The sequence below is a fragment of the Microbacterium sp. CH1 genome, assembly GCF_001595495.1.
Taxonomy (GTDB): domain Bacteria; phylum Actinomycetota; class Actinomycetes; order Actinomycetales; family Microbacteriaceae; genus Microbacterium.
This window is the reverse complement of record NZ_LOSO01000011.1, coordinates 654,529-669,418: the sequence shown is the minus strand read 5'-3', so window position 1 is coordinate 669,418 and position 14,890 is coordinate 654,529. Positions and strand designations below refer to the sequence as shown.

Genomic DNA, 14,890 nt, shown 5'->3' with positions numbered 1-14,890 from the left:
CGATGGCTTCCCGGTCGCCGGAGAAGACGCGGCCGAGCGTGTTCTGGCCGCTCGCGGCGATCGTCGTGCCGCTGGTGTCGCTGATCGCGAAGGTCCGCATCATCGGTGCGGAGAAGCTCCCGCGCGAGGGCGCTTTCGTGCTGGCGCCGAACCACTACTCGGAGTTCGATCCGCTGATCGTCGCCTTGGCGGTCTGGCGGATCGGGCGCGCTCCGCGGTTCATGGCCAAGGAGAGCCTCTTCCGCGTGCCCGTGCTCGGGTGGTTCCTGCGCAAGACGGGGATGATCCCGGTCGCACGCACCTCGTCGGCGTCGTCCGCGAAGCAGACGATGGCCCAGTCGGCAGCTCTCGTGGAGCACGGCCGCGGTGTCATCGTGTACCCGGAGGGCACGCTCACCCGAGACCCCGACATGTGGCCGATGCGCGGCAAGTCGGGCGCGGTGCGGCTCGCCCTCGCCGACGGCATCCCGCTGATCCCGATGGCGCAGTGGGGGACCCAGGCGATCATGGGCCGCTACCAGAAGGGGCTGAGCCTCTGGCCGCTCCGCAAGCCCGTGACCGTGATCGTCGGCGACCCCGTCGACGTCTCCGACCTCCGCGGTCGCGCCGGCGAGCCGGCGGCTCTCACGGAAGCCACCAACCGACTCATGAATGCGATCACCGCGCTGCTGGAGCAGGTGCGCGGTGAGAAGGCCCCCGCGGAGCGCTGGAACCCGGCGAGCCACGGCCAGAAGGAGACCGGACGCCTTGACCCCTAAGAGAACCGTGCCGGCCGGACCCCGCGTCGCCGTGATCGGCGCCGGCAGTTGGGGCACCACGTTCGGCAAGATCCTCGCCGACGGCGGCGCCCACGTGACGATGTGGGCGCGCCGGGCCGAGCTCGCGCATGAGATCGACGAGGCGAAGCGCAACTCGCGCTACCTGCCGGGCATCAACCTGCCTCGCACGATGGCGGCCACGCACGAGCTGGCGACCGCGCTCGACGGTGTCGACCAGGTCTACCTGTCCGTGCCGAGCCAGTCGCTGCGGGAGAACCTCAAGGCGCTGCGCCCGCTGATCGTCTCGGGCGACGCCAAGATCGTCAGCCTCATGAAGGGCGTCGAGCGGGGCACCGGCCTGCGTATGAGCCAGGTCATCCAGCAGGAGCTGCAGTGCGATCCCGACCGGATCGCCGTGGCCTCCGGACCGAATCTCGCCCTGGAGATCGCGCGGGAGCAGCCGACCGCGGCCGTGATCTCGTCGCGCAGCCAGGAGACCGCGGACGTCGTGGCCCGGGCCGCGCGCAACTCCTACTTCCGGACGTTCGTGAACACGGACGTCATCGGCACGGAGTTCGGCGGAGTGCTCAAGAACCTCATCGCCGTCGCCATCGGCATCGTCGACGGCGTCGGCTACGGCGAGAACACCAAGGCGTCGATCATCACCCGCGGCCTCGTCGAGATGACCGACTTCGCGGTCGCGAACGGCGCTCAGCCGGAGACCCTGCAGGGGCTGGCGGGTCTCGGCGACCTCATCGCGACCTGCCAGTCGCCGCTGAGCCGAAACAACACCGCCGGGCGGCTGCTCGGGCAGGGCTACAGCTTCCAGGACGTCGTGAAGCAGATGCAGCAGACGGCCGAGGGGCTCGCCTCGGTCGCGCCGGTGCTGCAGCTCGCCCGCGAAGCCGATGTGCACATGCCGATCGTCGAGCAGGTGAAGATGGTGCTCGACGGCAAGATGGATCCCCGGGACATCGCCCCGCATCTCACGACGGACGACGACACCCCGCAGGGGGAGAGGACCAACCATGGACAAGCAGACGGTGGTGGTGCTCTTCGGAGGGCGCTCCAGCGAGCATTCGATCAGTTCCGCAACGGCGGGGGGAGTGCTGGGCGCGATCGATCGTGACCGGTATGCCGTGATCCCGGTGGGGATCACCCGCGAGGGTGCCTTCGTCCTCGAGGACGACGACCCGGCGAAGTTCCCGCTCGACGCCGCGCATCTCCCGGAGGTCGTCGACAACGGCACCCGGGTGCTCTGGCCGGAACCCGGGGGCGACCGCACCCTGCGGGTCGTGCATCCGGGCGGCGAGACCGAGGGACTCGGCGAGATCGACGTCGTGCTGCCGATCCTGCACGGACCGCACGGAGAGGACGGCACGATCCAGGGCTACTTCGACACGCTCGAGGTCCCCTACGCCGGGGGCGGCGTGCTCGACTCGGCGCTGTGCATGGACAAGCACTTCATGAAGATCGCCCTGCAGGCCGCCGGGATCGCGGTGGCGCCGGGTGTGACCGTGCGCCGTCGTGAGTGGGACGCCGACCCCGATGCCCTCCGCGCTCGTGCCGCTGACTTCGGCCTGCCCGTCTTCGTCAAGCCCGCTCGCGCCGGGTCGAGCGTCGGCGTCTCGAAGGTGTCGGTGCCGGAGGAACTCGACGCCGCCCTTGCCATCGCCTTCGCCGAGGACGACAAGGTGCTCATCGAGGCCGGTGTCACCGGCCGCGAGATCGAGGTGGCCGTCCTCGAGACGGCCGAGGGCGTCCGCGCCTCTCTCCCCGGCGAGATCGTGCTGACCGACCGCGGCTTCTACGACTTCGAGGGGAAGTACCTCGGCGGCGACGGCGTCGATGTGGTGTGCCCGGCGGAGCTGACCGAGGCGGAGGTGGCCGCCGTTCAGGAGGCCGGCGTCCGGGCCTTCCAGGCGGTCGACGGTCGCGGCCTCGCCCGGGTGGACATGTTCCTTACCCCGACGGGCGAGCTCGTCGTGAACGAGCTGAACACCATGCCCGGATTCACGCCCATCTCGATGTTCCCGAAGTGCTGGGTGGCATCGGGACTGAGCTACGGCGACCTCATCACGGAACTGGTCGAGGCGGGCCTGCGCCGCTGACGGCGTGGTTCCCCGCGCGTGCTCAGCTCGCGGGGAACTCCACCCGGTCGGTGCACTGCGCGGTCGCCGGGGCCAGCCCCGACTGGATGTTCGACGACAGGTTGTCGACGATCGACTGGAAGTCGACCTGCTCGCCGCGGCGGATGATCACCTCGATGGCCGGTTCGCGACCGTAGGTGACGAGGCGCTGGCGCTCCTCCTCCTGCTCCAGGACGAGCCAGTCGACGCCGCCGAGGGTGGTGCAGACGAGGTCGGACGGGGCGGGCGGCTCCACGCCGCAGCGCAGGACGACCGTGGGGTCTCCCCAGGCGCCCGTGGCCTGCGCGTCGGTCCACACGCGCTCGTACCCGCCGACGGTGTCCGGCAGGAGCACGGAGACGTTCGCGCAGGCCGGGTCGTTCGCGTCGGCCGCCGGCTCGAGGTGCACGGTCGTGGAGCATCCGGCGAGTCCAGCGGCGAGGGCGATCGCCCCCGCGACGGCAGCGAGGCGGCGGGAACGAAGCATGTATCCAGGCTACCTTTGACGACATGCCCTCCCGACCCGACTCCGATGATCCGCGCCTGGGAGATCTCTCGGAGGGTCGCATCCTCCGCGCCATCCTCCAGCGCACCGCGCCGGGCGCGCACACGCTCCTCGGTCCCGGGGACGATGCCGCCGTGATCGCCGCCCCCTCGGCATCGGTCGTCGCGACGACGGACACGCTCGTGCACGGGCCCGACTTCCGGCTCGCCTGGACGAGCGGGTACGACCTCGGCTGGAAGGCGGCGGCGGTCAACCTCGCCGACATCGCCGCGATGGGCGCACGCCCGACCGCACTGCTCGTGGCTCTGGCGGTGCCGCGCGACCTCCGGCTGTCCTTCGTGGAGCGCCTGGCCGACGGCTTCCGCGACGCCTGCGCGGCGCTCGCCCCCGGGTGCGCGGTGGTCGGCGGGGATCTCACGGTGTCCGAGGTGCTCACGGTCGCTGTCACGGCTCTGGGCGACCTCGAAGGCCGCCCCCCGGTGACCAGGACGGGGGCACGGCCGGGCGATGTCGTCGCCGTCGCCGGAGAACTGGGTCACGCCGCACACGGGCTGGCCGTGCTGTTCGGACGCTTCCGAGACGGCGAGACCCCGGTCCCGGTCGATCCCGCAGCTCTCGCACCCGGGGAGAGCGCTGCGGTCGCCGCGCAGCTGCGGCCGTCGCCGCCCATCGGGCTCGGCGTCGTCGCGGCCGCGGCCGGCGCGACCGCGATGATGGACGTCTCGGACGGCCTCGCCCTCGATGCGCGGCGCCTCGCGGAGGCCTCCGGCGTCACCCTCGCGCTGGACGGCGCCGCGCTCGGCGCGAGTCCGCAGCGGGCGCTCGCGGGCGGCGAGGACCATGCGCTGCTCGCGACGTTCCCCGACGGCGTGCTGCCGCCGGGCTTCCGTGCGATCGGCGTCGTGCGTCCGCGCGGCGAGGAGGACCTGCTCTGCGACGACGGTCCCGTGGACGTCAGCGGCTGGGACCCCTACCGGGACTGGGACTCCGTCTCGGGCTGAACCTCCGCCGACGCGGCGTCCTGCGGGCCGGGCTCCGCCCACCACAGGGTCGTGTCGCCGTAGGTCTTCTCCCGGAACACCCGGAGCCCGGCCGCCGCGAAGTCGGGGGAGGCGGAGCGCCGGGCGCGTTCGACGACCACCACGGCATCGTCGCTGAGCAGCGGAGCGAGGGCGGCGAGGTCGCCGTCCATCGCCTCATCGTCGATGTCGTACGGCGGATCCGTGAACACGAGGTCGTAGGGACCGGACGCGCGGCCGAGGAACGCTCGGACCGGCGCCTCCTGCACCCGTGCGGTCGCGGTACCGGAGGCCTTCGCGACGGCCGCGGCGTTGCGCCGCACGACGGCTGCGGCCTGCCGGCCCCGCTCGACGAGGTCGGCGCTCCGAGCGCCGCGGCTCAGGGCCTCGAGCCCGAGCGCTCCCGAGCCCGCGTAGAGGTCGAGCACGCGGGCGTCCGCGATCGCGTCGAGCGACTCCAGGGCGCCGAACAGGGATTCGCGCACGCGGTCGCTCGTGGGCCTGGTCCCGGCGCCGGGGACGTCGAGCCGGGTGCCGCGTGCCGTTCCGGCGATGATCCTCGTCACCCGTTCACGATACGACAGGCCGCGGACGGTCGTGTCCGTGCGGTTCCCTAGACTCGGAGCATGTCGCTCACGCTCGAATCCTCGCTCGAGGAGGCCCTCGGTGCGGCGTCGGCCAAGACGCTCGACCGCGCCTTCGGCATGAAGACCGTCGGCGACCTGCTCGCGCACTACCCGCGTCGGTACGCCGACCCGGGGGAGCTCACCCCCATCCGCGACCTCCCGATCGGGGAGACCGTCACGATCGTCGCCGAAGTCCTCTCGTCGAGCTTCCGCCGGATGCGCAATCGACCGGGGGCCATGGTCGACGTCGTCATCGGCGACGGCGTCGGTCGCATGTCGCTGACCTTCTTCGCGAAGAACGTCGGCGCGGCGGAGTGGCGCTCCAAGGACCTGGCGGTCGGGCGCCGTGGTGTGTTCTCCGGCAAGGTCGGCGAGTTCAACGGCATGACCCAGTTCGCCCACCCGGAGTACGAGCTGTTCGATGACGAGGACGCGGCGCGCCGGCGGGCGGATGCGAGGGCGGCGGTCCCGATCCCGATCTATCCGGCTACCTCCGCGATCCAGACGTGGCAGATCGCCCGGCTCGTCGGGCGCGTCCTCGACGACCTGTCGTCGGTCCCCGACCCGCTGACCCCGGAGATCCGCACCCGCGAAGAGCTGCTGACGGCGCGGGAGGCCCTGGAGGCGATCCACCGCCCGCGCTCCCGCAACGACATCGATCCCGCAGTGCGCACGCTGCGCATGCACGAGGCGCTCACGCTCCAGACGGCCCTCCTCCAGCAGCGCGACGCGGTGCGCGCCCTGGCCGCCACCTCGCGGCCGGCGGCGCCCGGCGGGCTGCTGGAGCGCTTCGACGCCGCCCTGCCCTACACGCTCACGCCGGATCAGCAGACCGTCGGCGCCCAGATCGCAGACGATCTCGTCGGCTCCTGGCCGATGAACCGGCTGGTGCAGGGCGAGGTCGGTTCGGGGAAGACGCTGGTCGCCCTGCGGGCGATGCTGCAGGTCGCCGAGAGCGGGGGACAGGCGGCCCTGATCGCCCCGACGGAAGTCCTCGCGGCGCAGCATCTGCGTTCGATCACGAAGATGCTCGGCCCGCAGCTCGCCCCGCTGCTGATGCCGACGCTGCTCACCGGGCAGATGCCGGCGGCGGATCGCCGCAAGGCCGCGCTGCGCGTCGCCTCCGGCCAGGCGCTGATCGTGGTCGGCACCCACGCGCTCCTCGGGGAGAAGACCACGTTCGCCGATCTCGGTCTCGTCGTGGTCGACGAGCAGCACCGCTTCGGGGTCGAGCAGCGGGAGGCGCTGCGGGCGAAGGGGTCCAGCCCGCACGCGCTCGTCCTCACCGCGACCCCGATCCCGCGGACGGTCGCGATGACGGTCTTCGGCGACCTCGACACCTCGGTCATCCGCACGATGCCGGCGGGGCGCGCCGGCATCGAGTCGTACGTCGCGCCGTTGGCCGAGCACCCGGGCTGGTTCAACCGGGTGTGGGAACGGGCAGCGGAGGAGATCGCGCAGGGCCGGCAGGTGTTCGCGGTCTGCGCGGCCATCGACACCGCGGCGAAGACGGCCGAGGCGGGGGAGCAGGCGCTGCTCGCCCCGGAGAGCGGCAAAGGCCCTCGGTGGGGTGTCGTGCAGCTCGACGAGGCGCTGGCCACGCATCCGACCCTCGGCGGTCTGCGACGCGCGGTGCTCCACGGGAAGATGCCCTCGGAGGAGAAGGACGCCGTCATGCAGGCCTTCGCCCGCGGGGAGATCGACCTCCTCCTCGCGACGACCGTGATCGAGGTGGGCGTGGACGTCCCCAACGCCTCGACGATGATCGTGCTGGACGCCGACCGTTTCGGAGTGTCCCAGCTGCACCAGCTCCGCGGTCGGGTGGGACGAGGCGGTGTCCCGGGTCTCTGCCTGCTCGTGACCGAGGCCGAGGCCGGATCGGTGGCGCGCGAACGCGTCGATGCGGTCGCCGCCACGCTCGACGGCTTCGCACTGGCCGAGGTCGACCTCGAACTCCGCGGCGAGGGCGACGTGCTCGGCGCGGCGCAGGCCGGAGTGCGGTCGTCCCTCAAACTGTTGCGTGTCGTCAAGGACGCCGCTCTCATCACCCGCGCCCGCGAGCTCGCGGAGGACATCCTCGCCGCCGACCCCGAGTTGGCCGCTCACCCCGGGCTCCGGGAGGCCATCGGACGGCGCGTCACCGACGAGGATCGCGCGGCGCTGGCGAAGAACTGATCGCCGTTCCGGGTGCCCTAGGCTGGATTCCATGAGCAGCCGGATCGCCGTCGTCCCGGGTTCCTTCGATCCGCCGACCCTGGGTCACCTCGACGTGATCCGGCGCGCGGCCGCCCTCTACGACGAGCTGCATGTGCTCGTGGTGCACAACCCGGGCAAGGAGGCGATGCTGCCGATCGCGCAGCGGCTCTCCCTCCTGGAGCGTTCGATCGCCGAGGACGGCATGGCGGGCAACATCGTCATCGGCTCCTGGAGCATGGGACTCCTCGTCGACTATGCGCGCGACGTGAACGCCGGCGTCCTCGTGAAGGGCATCCGCTCGCAGGTCGACGTGGCGTACGAGTCGCCCATGGCGATCGTCAACCGGCACCTCGCCGACATCGAGACCGTCTTCCTGCTGCCGGACCCCGCGCACGCGATGGTCTCCAGCTCGCTGGTGCGCCAGGTCGCCAGCCTCGGGGGCGACGTCTCGCCGTTCGTCCCGCCGGCCGTAGCCTCGTTCCTCGACACCGGCGCGCGCGGGATCTGATCTCCGATCGCGGTCCCGTTCCCGGCGGTCTCCCGGCCCTCCTCTCCGGTGACCCGGGTAGCATGGCGGGGTGCGTTCCCGACTCAACAGCCCTTTCGTCCTCCCCGTCCGTGACATCGTCCGGCGCCCGGGGGAGATGCGCGAGCACTCCTTCTCGGTGCCCCTGACGGAGCAGTGGGGGGAGGGCATCGTCTCCTTCGAGGCGGGCTCGGAACTCGATCTCGACGTGCGGCTGGAGTCCGTCCACGAGGGCATCCTCGTCACCGGAGAGGCGGAGGGCGAGTACGTCGGCGTGTGCGGTCGATGCCTCACCGACATCGCTCGGCCCGTCGAAGTCGAGTTCCAGGAGCTTTTCGCGTATCCTGGTGAGGAAGAAACTGACTTCGAGGTTCAAGACGACCACGTGGATCTTGAAACTCTCGTCAGGGATGCGGCCGTACTGGCCCTTCCTTTTCAGCCGGTGTGTCAGCCGGATTGCCTCGGGCTCGACCCGGTCACAGGCGAGAGGCTGACCGAGAGCACCGGAACGGAGCAGGCCGCTCCCATCGATCCTCGGTGGAGCGCGCTCCAGCAGATCACAGACCAGGACGGCACGGCAGAACGCGGTGCCGCCGAGAAAGAAGAGAGCTAGTCATGGCTGGTAACCCCCCGAAGCGCAAGGTCTCCCGTTCGAACACCCGCTCGCGCCGCGCGCAGTGGAAGGCCGAGGCCCCTGCGCTCGTCAAGACCATCGAGAACGGCAAGGTCGTCTACAGCCGTCCGCACCAGGCGAAGGTCGTCACCGACTCGCAGGGCACCGAGCTCTTCCTCGAGTACAAGGGCCGCAAGGTCGCCGACGTCTGAGTCGCGAACCGTGACGGAGGTCCCCGGGGGGACGAGGCCTCTCCCAGATAAGCTCCGCGTCGATATCGACGCGGAGCTTCTGGAGTTGGCCCTCACCCACCGCTCCTATGCGTACGAGCACGGCGGCATCCCGCACAACGAGCGTCTCGAGTTCCTCGGCGACTCGGTGCTGGGTCAGGCCGTGACCGTCATGCTGTTCACGCGGCACCCCGAGCTCGACGAGGGGGAGCTGGCGAAGCGCCGGGCGAGCGTCGTGTCGACAGTCGCCCTGGCGGAGGTCGCTCGCGGCATCGATCTCGGCAGCCACCTGCTCCTCGGGCGCGGTGAGGAGCAGACCGGTGGGCGGGACAAGGACTCGATCCTCGCGGACACCATGGAGGCCGTCATCGGCGCCACCTACCTGTCCGCCGGGCCCGAGGCCGCGACGGCGCTCGTCCTACGTCTGACCGAGCCGCTGCTCGCCGACCCCGAGCGGTACGGCGCGGCGATGGACCCGAAGACGAGCCTGCAGGAGCTCGCGGCCCGCCTCGGCGCCACGCCGCCGCAGTACTCGGTCGAGGCCAGCGGCCCCGACCACGACCGGCGCTTCACAGCGACCGTCGCCGTCGGCGACGTGCGGATGACGGGCGCCGGCAGCAGCAAGAAGACGGCCGAGATGGCGGCGGCCCTCAGCGCCTGGCGCACGCTCAGCGAGCGTGCCTGAGCTCCCCGAGGTCGAGGTCGTCCGCGCCGGCCTCGCACCGGCTGCCGTGGACGCCGTCATCACGGGCGTCAGCGTCTTCGACGAACGCGCCCTCACCCGGCATACCGCCGGAGCTGCGGACTTCGTCCAGCGTCTGGAGGGTCGCCGCTTCACCGCGGCCGCGCGGCGCGGCAAGTTCCTCTGGCTCCCCGTGGACGATGGCGACTCCGCTCTGATCGCGCATCTGGGCATGAGCGGCCAGATGCTGCTCCGCGCGCCGGACGCGCCGACCGAGCGCCACGAGCGTGTCCGTTTCGGGATCGAGCATCCCCGACACGGCGAGCTCGCGATCGTGTTCGCGGATCAGCGGACGTTCGGCTCCCTTGCCGTCGACGCTCTCATCGCCGACGGCCCCTCCCGCATCCCGACACAGGTCGCGCACATCGCACGCGACCCGCTCGACCCGTTCTTCGACGACCGGGTCTTCCGGGCCGCTCTCGCCCGGCGGCACAGCGCGATCAAGCGGGTGCTGCTGGACCAGGGCGTGGTGAGCGGGATCGGCAACATCTACGCCGACGAGTCGCTGTGGGCGGCCCGCATCCATCCGGAGACACCGGCCGACGCTCTGCCGACCCGAGCCGTGAATCGCCTGCTCGCGGAAGTGCGATCGGTCCTGCAGAAGGCTCTCGCCGAGGGCGGCACGAGCTTCGACGCCCAGTACGTCAACGTCAACGGGCAGGCCGGTTACTTCGCGCACTCCCTGAACGCCTACGGTCGCGGGGGGAAGCCCTGTCCGCGCTGCGGCACGCCGATCACCCGCGCCGCGTTCATGAACCGCTCCTCGCACTTCTGCCCGCGCTGCCAGCGGAGGCGCTGACCGGGGCTCATACGCAGCGAGCTGCCGTTGCCCTTAGACCATGCAAGGTCTAGACTGTGAGGCATGTGGACCGTCGATCTTGGGCTGATCGAGGCTTGGCTGATGAGTCTGGATGACGACACCTACGATCAGCTCATCGCTGCCATCGAGCTCCTCCAGGAAAACGGTCCCCAGCTGGGACGCCCCATCGTCGACACGGTGAGGGGGTCTTCGTACAAGAACATGAAGGAGCTTCGTCCGGGCTCGTCCGGCAAATCGGAACTTCGGATGCTATTCGCCTTCGATCCCCAGCGGCAGGCGATCATGCTGGTCGCCGGTGACAAGGCCGGCAACTGGAAAAAGTGGTACCGGGAGAACATCCCGATCGCAGACGCTAGATTCACCGAGCATCTTGCCTGGCTGAGGACGAAGACAGAGAACGACAAGGCTAAGAGGAAGTGATCATGATGGCTCTCACCCCGGACCAGCTGCTCGAGAGGCGTCCTGCGAACCGTCCACGTGTCGACGCGCATAAGGAGCGGATGCTGGGCGAGGTGCGGGCGTACCGGCTGCGTGAACTCCGTGAGCGACTCGGACTCAGCCAAGCTCAGCTCGCCGAGCGCATCGGCGTTGGTCAGCGTCAGGTCTCGAAGATCGAGAACGGCGATCTCGACAGCGCGCGCATCGGCACGGTCCGGAAGTACATCGAAGCTGTCGGCGGAGACCTCGTCGTCGAGTACGTCGCCGGCGATAGCCGGCTGCAGGTCGCTTGATCTGTCGAATGCGTGCTCGCTAAGGCGGCACGTCGTCACCCGCAACCCCGCATCGTCATTGAAGACCCGAGCTCGTCGGGGCGCCGACGCCTCCAGGAGAGGGCCGCGGTCCCGGCACGGCTTCCGACTCGCTGGAGTTGCGACACCTATCCTCATCCGCCCGTGACACAGCGCCGGTGGCGGGCCGGACGCGCCCGGCCCGCCACCGTCTCACGCGGGGGCGAACGCGCGATCCAGCAGCGGACGCGTCGCCCAGGTGCTCGCCCAGACGACTCCGATGCCGACGGCGACGACGGTCGCGATCGTCATCAGCGAGAGAGGTGCGATGATCAGCGCGATGCCCACCAGCGGGAACACGAGCACGGCAGCGCACAGCGCGGATCCCACCGCCGTCACCAGCAGCGGCGACATGATCGCGCGACGACGCGCGCGGTCCACGGTCTCGACGGGCATGCCCAGGTGGTGCAGGCTCTCGTGCAGGTCGCTCTTGTCGAGCACGTCCGAGGCCTGATTCACGCCGACGGAGGCGGCCACCATGAGGAACGAGCCGATGAGGGTGATGATGAGCCCGGTGCGGATGTCCTCCGCGAGCGCGATGCTGGAGGGATCGTCGCTCGCCCCGATCGTGTCGAGGAGCGCGACGCCGGTGCCCGCGAAGACGGCCATGAAGCTCGCCATCGCGATGCCGCCGACCTGACGCCAGGCTGCTTTCGGAGAGTCGAGAACGAGGCGAGCGGCGAGCAGCCGCTCCGGGCGCTCCGCCCGCCGGAGCTGGCGCCCCGCCGAGACCTTCAGCACCCACGGACCGAGCAGATTGAGGACGCTCAGCGCGAGCGCGAACATCGCGGCGAGCACGGCGATCGTCGCCACGACCCCGCCGATCATCGGGAAGACCTTGATGAGCACGAACGCGATGGCGATGCCCGCGACCGCGATGACGGCGCGGATCCAGTGCACGCTCGTCGGCGCCGTGCGCGTGCGGACGCCGAGCGGCGAGATCACGACGCGACGCAGCCCCACGACGGCGCTTCCCGCGGCGAGCAGCAGGACGCCGCCCACGACGGCGGCGATCATCACCGGGGAGAGAACGACCGCGGCCAGGCCGAGCGGCTCGCCGCGGAACGGTATCAGACCGATGAGCGGACTCAGGGCCAGGTGACCCCCGATACCGATGACGGCGCCGGCGGCGGCGACGAGGACCGACTCGACCACCGTGGCCGTCGTCACACCACCCGGGGTCACCCCGAGCAGCCGCAGCGTGGATAGCCGTTCGTCGCGGCGCCGCGCGGACAACCGGGCGGCGGCGCCGCCGAGCGAGGTCAGCGGCACGACAAGCAGGACGAGAGCGATGGCGGCGAGGCCCTGGTAGAGAACAGCCTCGTCGTCGGTCCAGGTCCAGAAGGCCTGGGCCCCGCCGACGACGGTGAGGACGAGGGTCGTGACCACCGCGAAGGCGACGATCGGGAGCGCAAGGACGCTGCGCTGTCCGGGAGCCGGACGCAGGAGCAGGCCGAGGACGGAGAGATTCATGCGTTCACCGCCGAGCCGAGGATGCGACCGTCCCGGACGGCGACGGTGCGCGTGCAGCGTGCGGCGACGTCGGCGTCGTGCGTGACGACGATGAGGGTGCGGCCCTGCCCGGTCGTGGACCAGAGGAGAGCGTCCATGACCTCGGCGGAGGTGTGCGAATCCAGAGCGCCGGTCGGCTCGTCGGCGAAGACGAGGTCCGCACCCGTCGCCTGGGCTCTGGCGATGGCCACACGCTGCGCCTGTCCTCCCGACAGCTCGCCGATGCGCCGTTCCTCCATGCCGCGGAGGCCCAGTGCCGCGAGCCACGACGCCGCATGGGGGAGGGCGTCCTTCTTGGCGACGCCGTTGATCATCGAGGCGAGGGCGACGTTCTCCACCGCCGTCAGCTCGGGGATCAGCAGTCCCTGCTGGAAGACGAACCCGAAGCGCTCGCGACGCAGGCGGGAGCGCGCCGCCTCACCCAGCGCGGTCACGTCGATGGCCGTGCCGGTTGAGGGATGGAAGACCACGCGGCCGCTGTCCGGTGCGGTGATTCCCGCCAGCACATGCAGGAGCGTCGTCTTCCCCGAGCCCGACGCGCCCATGATGGCGACGGACTCGCCGCGGTGCACCGCGAGGTCGACACCGGCGAGGGCGTGGGTGACGCCGTAGGTCTTGACGAGGGCGTGGGCTTCGATCACGGGAGTGTTCATGTTCCCAGCCTCGCCGTGAGGCCGTGCCGGTGTCGTCGGCCCGGCGGATGAAGCTGAGCGGCAGCCGTCATCCGGGAGGATGACGGCCGCCGCTCGTCGTCAGATCTTCTTCTGCCACGCCCCTGCGTACGACACGGGCACGAAGCCGATCGCTTCGTTGATGTCGAGCATCGGCCGGTTCTCCTCCGCATTGTAGGTCGAGACGACGGGAGACTCCGGAACGAGCTCCCGCCAGCGCAGCAGATTCGCGCACTTGACGATCGTGCCGAGCCGGTGACCGCGATGGTTCTTCGACACCAAGGTGCCGAACTGGTGCGTCGTGCCGGACCGATCGGCGCCGATCAGCAGCTCGTTGTAGGCCACGAGCGTCGCGGACGGAACGTGCTCCACCGCCACGACGGACACGGTCTGCCCGGCCCCGGTCAGCCGTGCGTCACGACGGATGACGCGGTCGGCATCCCAGACCTCGGCCACGAAGTCCATGTCGCCGCTCGGGGCGTCGGTCGACAGACGAGCGAGGACGGCCGCATAGCCGTCGCGCAGTTCCGGGGGAGTGGGGAGGAGCCATTCGACGATGCGATAGTCCGGTCCTGCCGCATCGAGAGCCGCGCGCAGGGCGTCGCGTAGCGGTTCGGTATCGCGGCGCAGGTCGAACTCGCTGTTCCGCTCGACCTGCTCGAGCGTGTAGCCGTAGCTGGCGACGAGATCGCTCTCGGCAGTAGCCGGAATCCGTCCCCATCCGGTCCGCGGCATGAGCATGCGCTCCCCCTCTTCGGGCCGATGCAGGGTCCACATCTGGAGAACGCTCCGTCCCCGCGTCCGCCCCTCGGCTTCGGCTCGGTCGAGCAGCGCCTCCTCGATGCCTCGCCCCCAGTGCGCGGCCGGGACGAGGAGATCGATCTCCGCGGCGTTCGCATCGGACTCCTGCGCGAAGGAGACGGTCACCATGCCGACGATCTCATCTCCTTCGCGGGCGACGAATCCGAGGTCCAGCGAATCGGAGTCGTCCTGCCAGTCCGGCAGCATCTGCGCGGCGTCCGGGGCGAGCTCGGGGAGACCGACCTGCTCGTCGCAGATCTGTCGGTTCAGGGCGCCGTACGCGCGGAAGTCCGCGGCGTTCGCTTCGTCGAGGGTGGCCGGGACGATCAACGGCGTGATCGTCAGTGCGGCGGTCGTCATGTCAGGTCCTTCGTGTCGGAGGGAGGAGGAGGTGCCGGCTGTCCCGGCGCCCGTCCGCGGGTGTGCGGACGGACGCCGGGCCGGCGTCGCTGCGGTCGTCATCGCCCGGTCAGCGCATCCCGCGCTGCATGTCGTACATGAGGAGGGCGTGCGACTCCGCGGCCGAGCGGTGACGCTGCTCTCCGACGAGGAACAGGTCGCCGGGATCGACGGTCCACGACCGGCGCGGACGACGGGGCCGCTGCGCCCGCTGGAACAGCCAGAGGCCGAGCCGGAGCGAGAAGCGGTCCGCGATGCCGAGCTCACGGAGCTCGTCGTCGCGGGGGATCTGGAGGACCTCGCGGTCCTCGGTATCGGGCGGATGGGTGGTGCTGCGTGACAGCGTGATGTTCACGATGGTTCCTTCGAAAGGGGTGGATGGGTGCGGAAGCACCACGTCAGGACCGAGTCGTCGGCCGCGGCGGGTGCGGACGAGAGCAGCGCCTGCGGAGCCGCGGAATGCGGAGGCCGGAGGCGGCGGGGATCCATGATCCGAGGGGATCAGAGGGTGGGACGCGACAGAACAGGCGGGAGAAGACCCGGATCGGGCCTGCG

General features: G+C 70.7%; 18 protein-coding genes. 12 read left to right on the top strand and 6 right to left on the bottom strand.

The annotated features are described in order from the left end of the window. Positions 1–2: 2 nt before the first annotated feature. The 3 genes from AUV07_RS06625 to AUV07_RS06615 are packed head-to-tail and all read left to right on the top strand — an operon-like array spanning position 3 to position 2,869. A complete protein-coding gene (locus AUV07_RS06625; protein ID WP_029989231.1) occupies positions 3–758 on the top strand; it encodes a lysophospholipid acyltransferase family protein in 756 nt (251 codons plus the stop codon). Positions 759–789: 31 nt separating this feature from the next. Further along, a complete protein-coding gene (locus AUV07_RS06620; protein ID WP_174235364.1) occupies positions 790–1,887 on the top strand; it encodes an NAD(P)H-dependent glycerol-3-phosphate dehydrogenase in 1,098 nt (365 codons plus the stop codon). Then, positions 1,787–2,869, top strand: a complete 1,083-nt coding sequence (locus tag AUV07_RS06615; protein ID WP_062634759.1) for a D-alanine--D-alanine ligase family protein — start codon at positions 1,787–1,789, stop codon at positions 2,867–2,869. Before AUV07_RS06620 ends, AUV07_RS06615 begins: the two co-directional genes overlap by 101 nt. Before the next feature lie 22 nt (positions 2,870–2,891). Here the strand turns inward: AUV07_RS06615 and AUV07_RS06610 are convergent, their stop codons facing one another. After that, complete coding sequence (locus AUV07_RS06610; RefSeq protein WP_062634757.1) at positions 2,892–3,374, bottom strand: DUF3515 domain-containing protein; 483 nt, start codon at positions 3,372–3,374, stop codon at positions 2,892–2,894. A gap of 23 nt (positions 3,375–3,397) precedes the next feature. Between AUV07_RS06610 and thiL the strand changes: the two genes are divergently transcribed. After that, complete coding sequence (gene thiL, locus AUV07_RS06605; protein WP_062634755.1) at positions 3,398–4,393, top strand: thiamine-phosphate kinase; 996 nt, start codon at positions 3,398–3,400, stop codon at positions 4,391–4,393. Here the strand turns inward: thiL and rsmD are convergent. Then, positions 4,363–4,977, bottom strand: coding sequence for a 16S rRNA (guanine(966)-N(2))-methyltransferase RsmD (gene rsmD / locus AUV07_RS06600; RefSeq protein ID WP_062634753.1), 615 nt, complete (start codon positions 4,975–4,977; stop codon positions 4,363–4,365). The genes thiL and rsmD overlap by 31 nt on opposite strands. A 60-nt stretch (positions 4,978–5,037) precedes the next feature. Here rsmD and AUV07_RS06595 point away from each other — a divergent pair, with 60 nt between their 5' ends. The 8 genes from AUV07_RS06595 (at position 5,038) to AUV07_RS06560 (ending at position 10,895) form a co-directional block, all read left to right on the top strand. Continuing rightward, positions 5,038–7,212 carry an ATP-dependent DNA helicase RecG gene (locus AUV07_RS06595; RefSeq protein ID WP_062634751.1) on the top strand — a complete coding sequence of 725 codons (2,175 nt, stop codon included), beginning with the start codon at positions 5,038–5,040 and terminating at the stop codon, positions 7,210–7,212. A 31-nt stretch (positions 7,213–7,243) separates the two neighbouring features. Next, entirely contained in the window at positions 7,244–7,741 is a 498-nt protein-coding gene (gene coaD, locus AUV07_RS06590) for a pantetheine-phosphate adenylyltransferase (RefSeq protein ID WP_062634750.1), read from the top strand. Positions 7,742–7,877: 136 nt separating this feature from the next. Next, on the top strand, positions 7,878–8,372 hold the full coding sequence (locus tag AUV07_RS06585) for a YceD family protein (protein WP_025103319.1): 495 nt from the start codon (positions 7,878–7,880) through the stop codon (positions 8,370–8,372). Between the two features lie 2 nt (positions 8,373–8,374). Continuing rightward, entirely contained in the window at positions 8,375–8,584 is a 210-nt protein-coding gene (gene rpmF, locus AUV07_RS06580) for a 50S ribosomal protein L32 (protein WP_013586329.1), read from the top strand. A gap of 10 nt (positions 8,585–8,594) precedes the next feature. Further along, the gene (rnc, locus tag AUV07_RS06575; RefSeq protein WP_060923098.1) at positions 8,595–9,287 is read left to right on the top strand and encodes a ribonuclease III; all 693 of its coding nucleotides are present in this window, start codon (positions 8,595–8,597) and stop codon (positions 9,285–9,287) included. Further along, positions 9,280–10,143 (top strand): bifunctional DNA-formamidopyrimidine glycosylase/DNA-(apurinic or apyrimidinic site) lyase, encoded by an 864-nt coding sequence (gene mutM, locus AUV07_RS06570; protein WP_062634748.1) that lies wholly within the window; start codon positions 9,280–9,282, stop codon positions 10,141–10,143. Before rnc ends, mutM begins: the two co-directional genes overlap by 8 nt. A gap of 63 nt (positions 10,144–10,206) precedes the next feature. Further along, positions 10,207–10,584: a type II toxin-antitoxin system RelE/ParE family toxin gene (locus tag AUV07_RS06565; protein WP_062634746.1), complete on the top strand. Its 378-nt coding sequence runs from the start codon at positions 10,207–10,209 to the stop codon at positions 10,582–10,584. Positions 10,585–10,586: 2 nt separating this feature from the next. Beyond that, a complete protein-coding gene (locus AUV07_RS06560) occupies positions 10,587–10,895 on the top strand; it encodes a helix-turn-helix domain-containing protein (RefSeq protein ID WP_231868207.1) in 309 nt (102 codons plus the stop codon). Positions 10,896–11,105: 210 nt separating this feature from the next. On the opposite strand, the gene AUV07_RS06555 is transcribed toward AUV07_RS06560, so the two are convergent. From AUV07_RS06555 to AUV07_RS06540, 4 genes are all read right to left on the bottom strand, one after another. After that, a complete protein-coding gene (locus AUV07_RS06555) occupies positions 11,106–12,425 on the bottom strand; it encodes an FtsX-like permease family protein (protein WP_062634744.1) in 1,320 nt (439 codons plus the stop codon). Further along, positions 12,422–13,117: an ABC transporter ATP-binding protein gene (locus AUV07_RS06550; protein WP_062634742.1), complete on the bottom strand. Its 696-nt coding sequence runs from the start codon at positions 13,115–13,117 to the stop codon at positions 12,422–12,424. The genes AUV07_RS06555 and AUV07_RS06550 overlap by 4 nt, the downstream gene beginning before the upstream one ends. Before the next feature lie 99 nt (positions 13,118–13,216). After that, positions 13,217–14,296, bottom strand: coding sequence for a GNAT family N-acetyltransferase (locus tag AUV07_RS06545; protein WP_062634740.1), 1,080 nt, complete (start codon positions 14,294–14,296; stop codon positions 13,217–13,219). Positions 14,297–14,405: 109 nt separating this feature from the next. Further along, positions 14,406–14,690 carry a hypothetical protein gene (locus AUV07_RS06540; RefSeq protein WP_062634738.1) on the bottom strand — a complete coding sequence of 95 codons (285 nt, stop codon included), beginning with the start codon at positions 14,688–14,690 and terminating at the stop codon, positions 14,406–14,408. Positions 14,691–14,890: the final 200 nt, after the last annotated feature.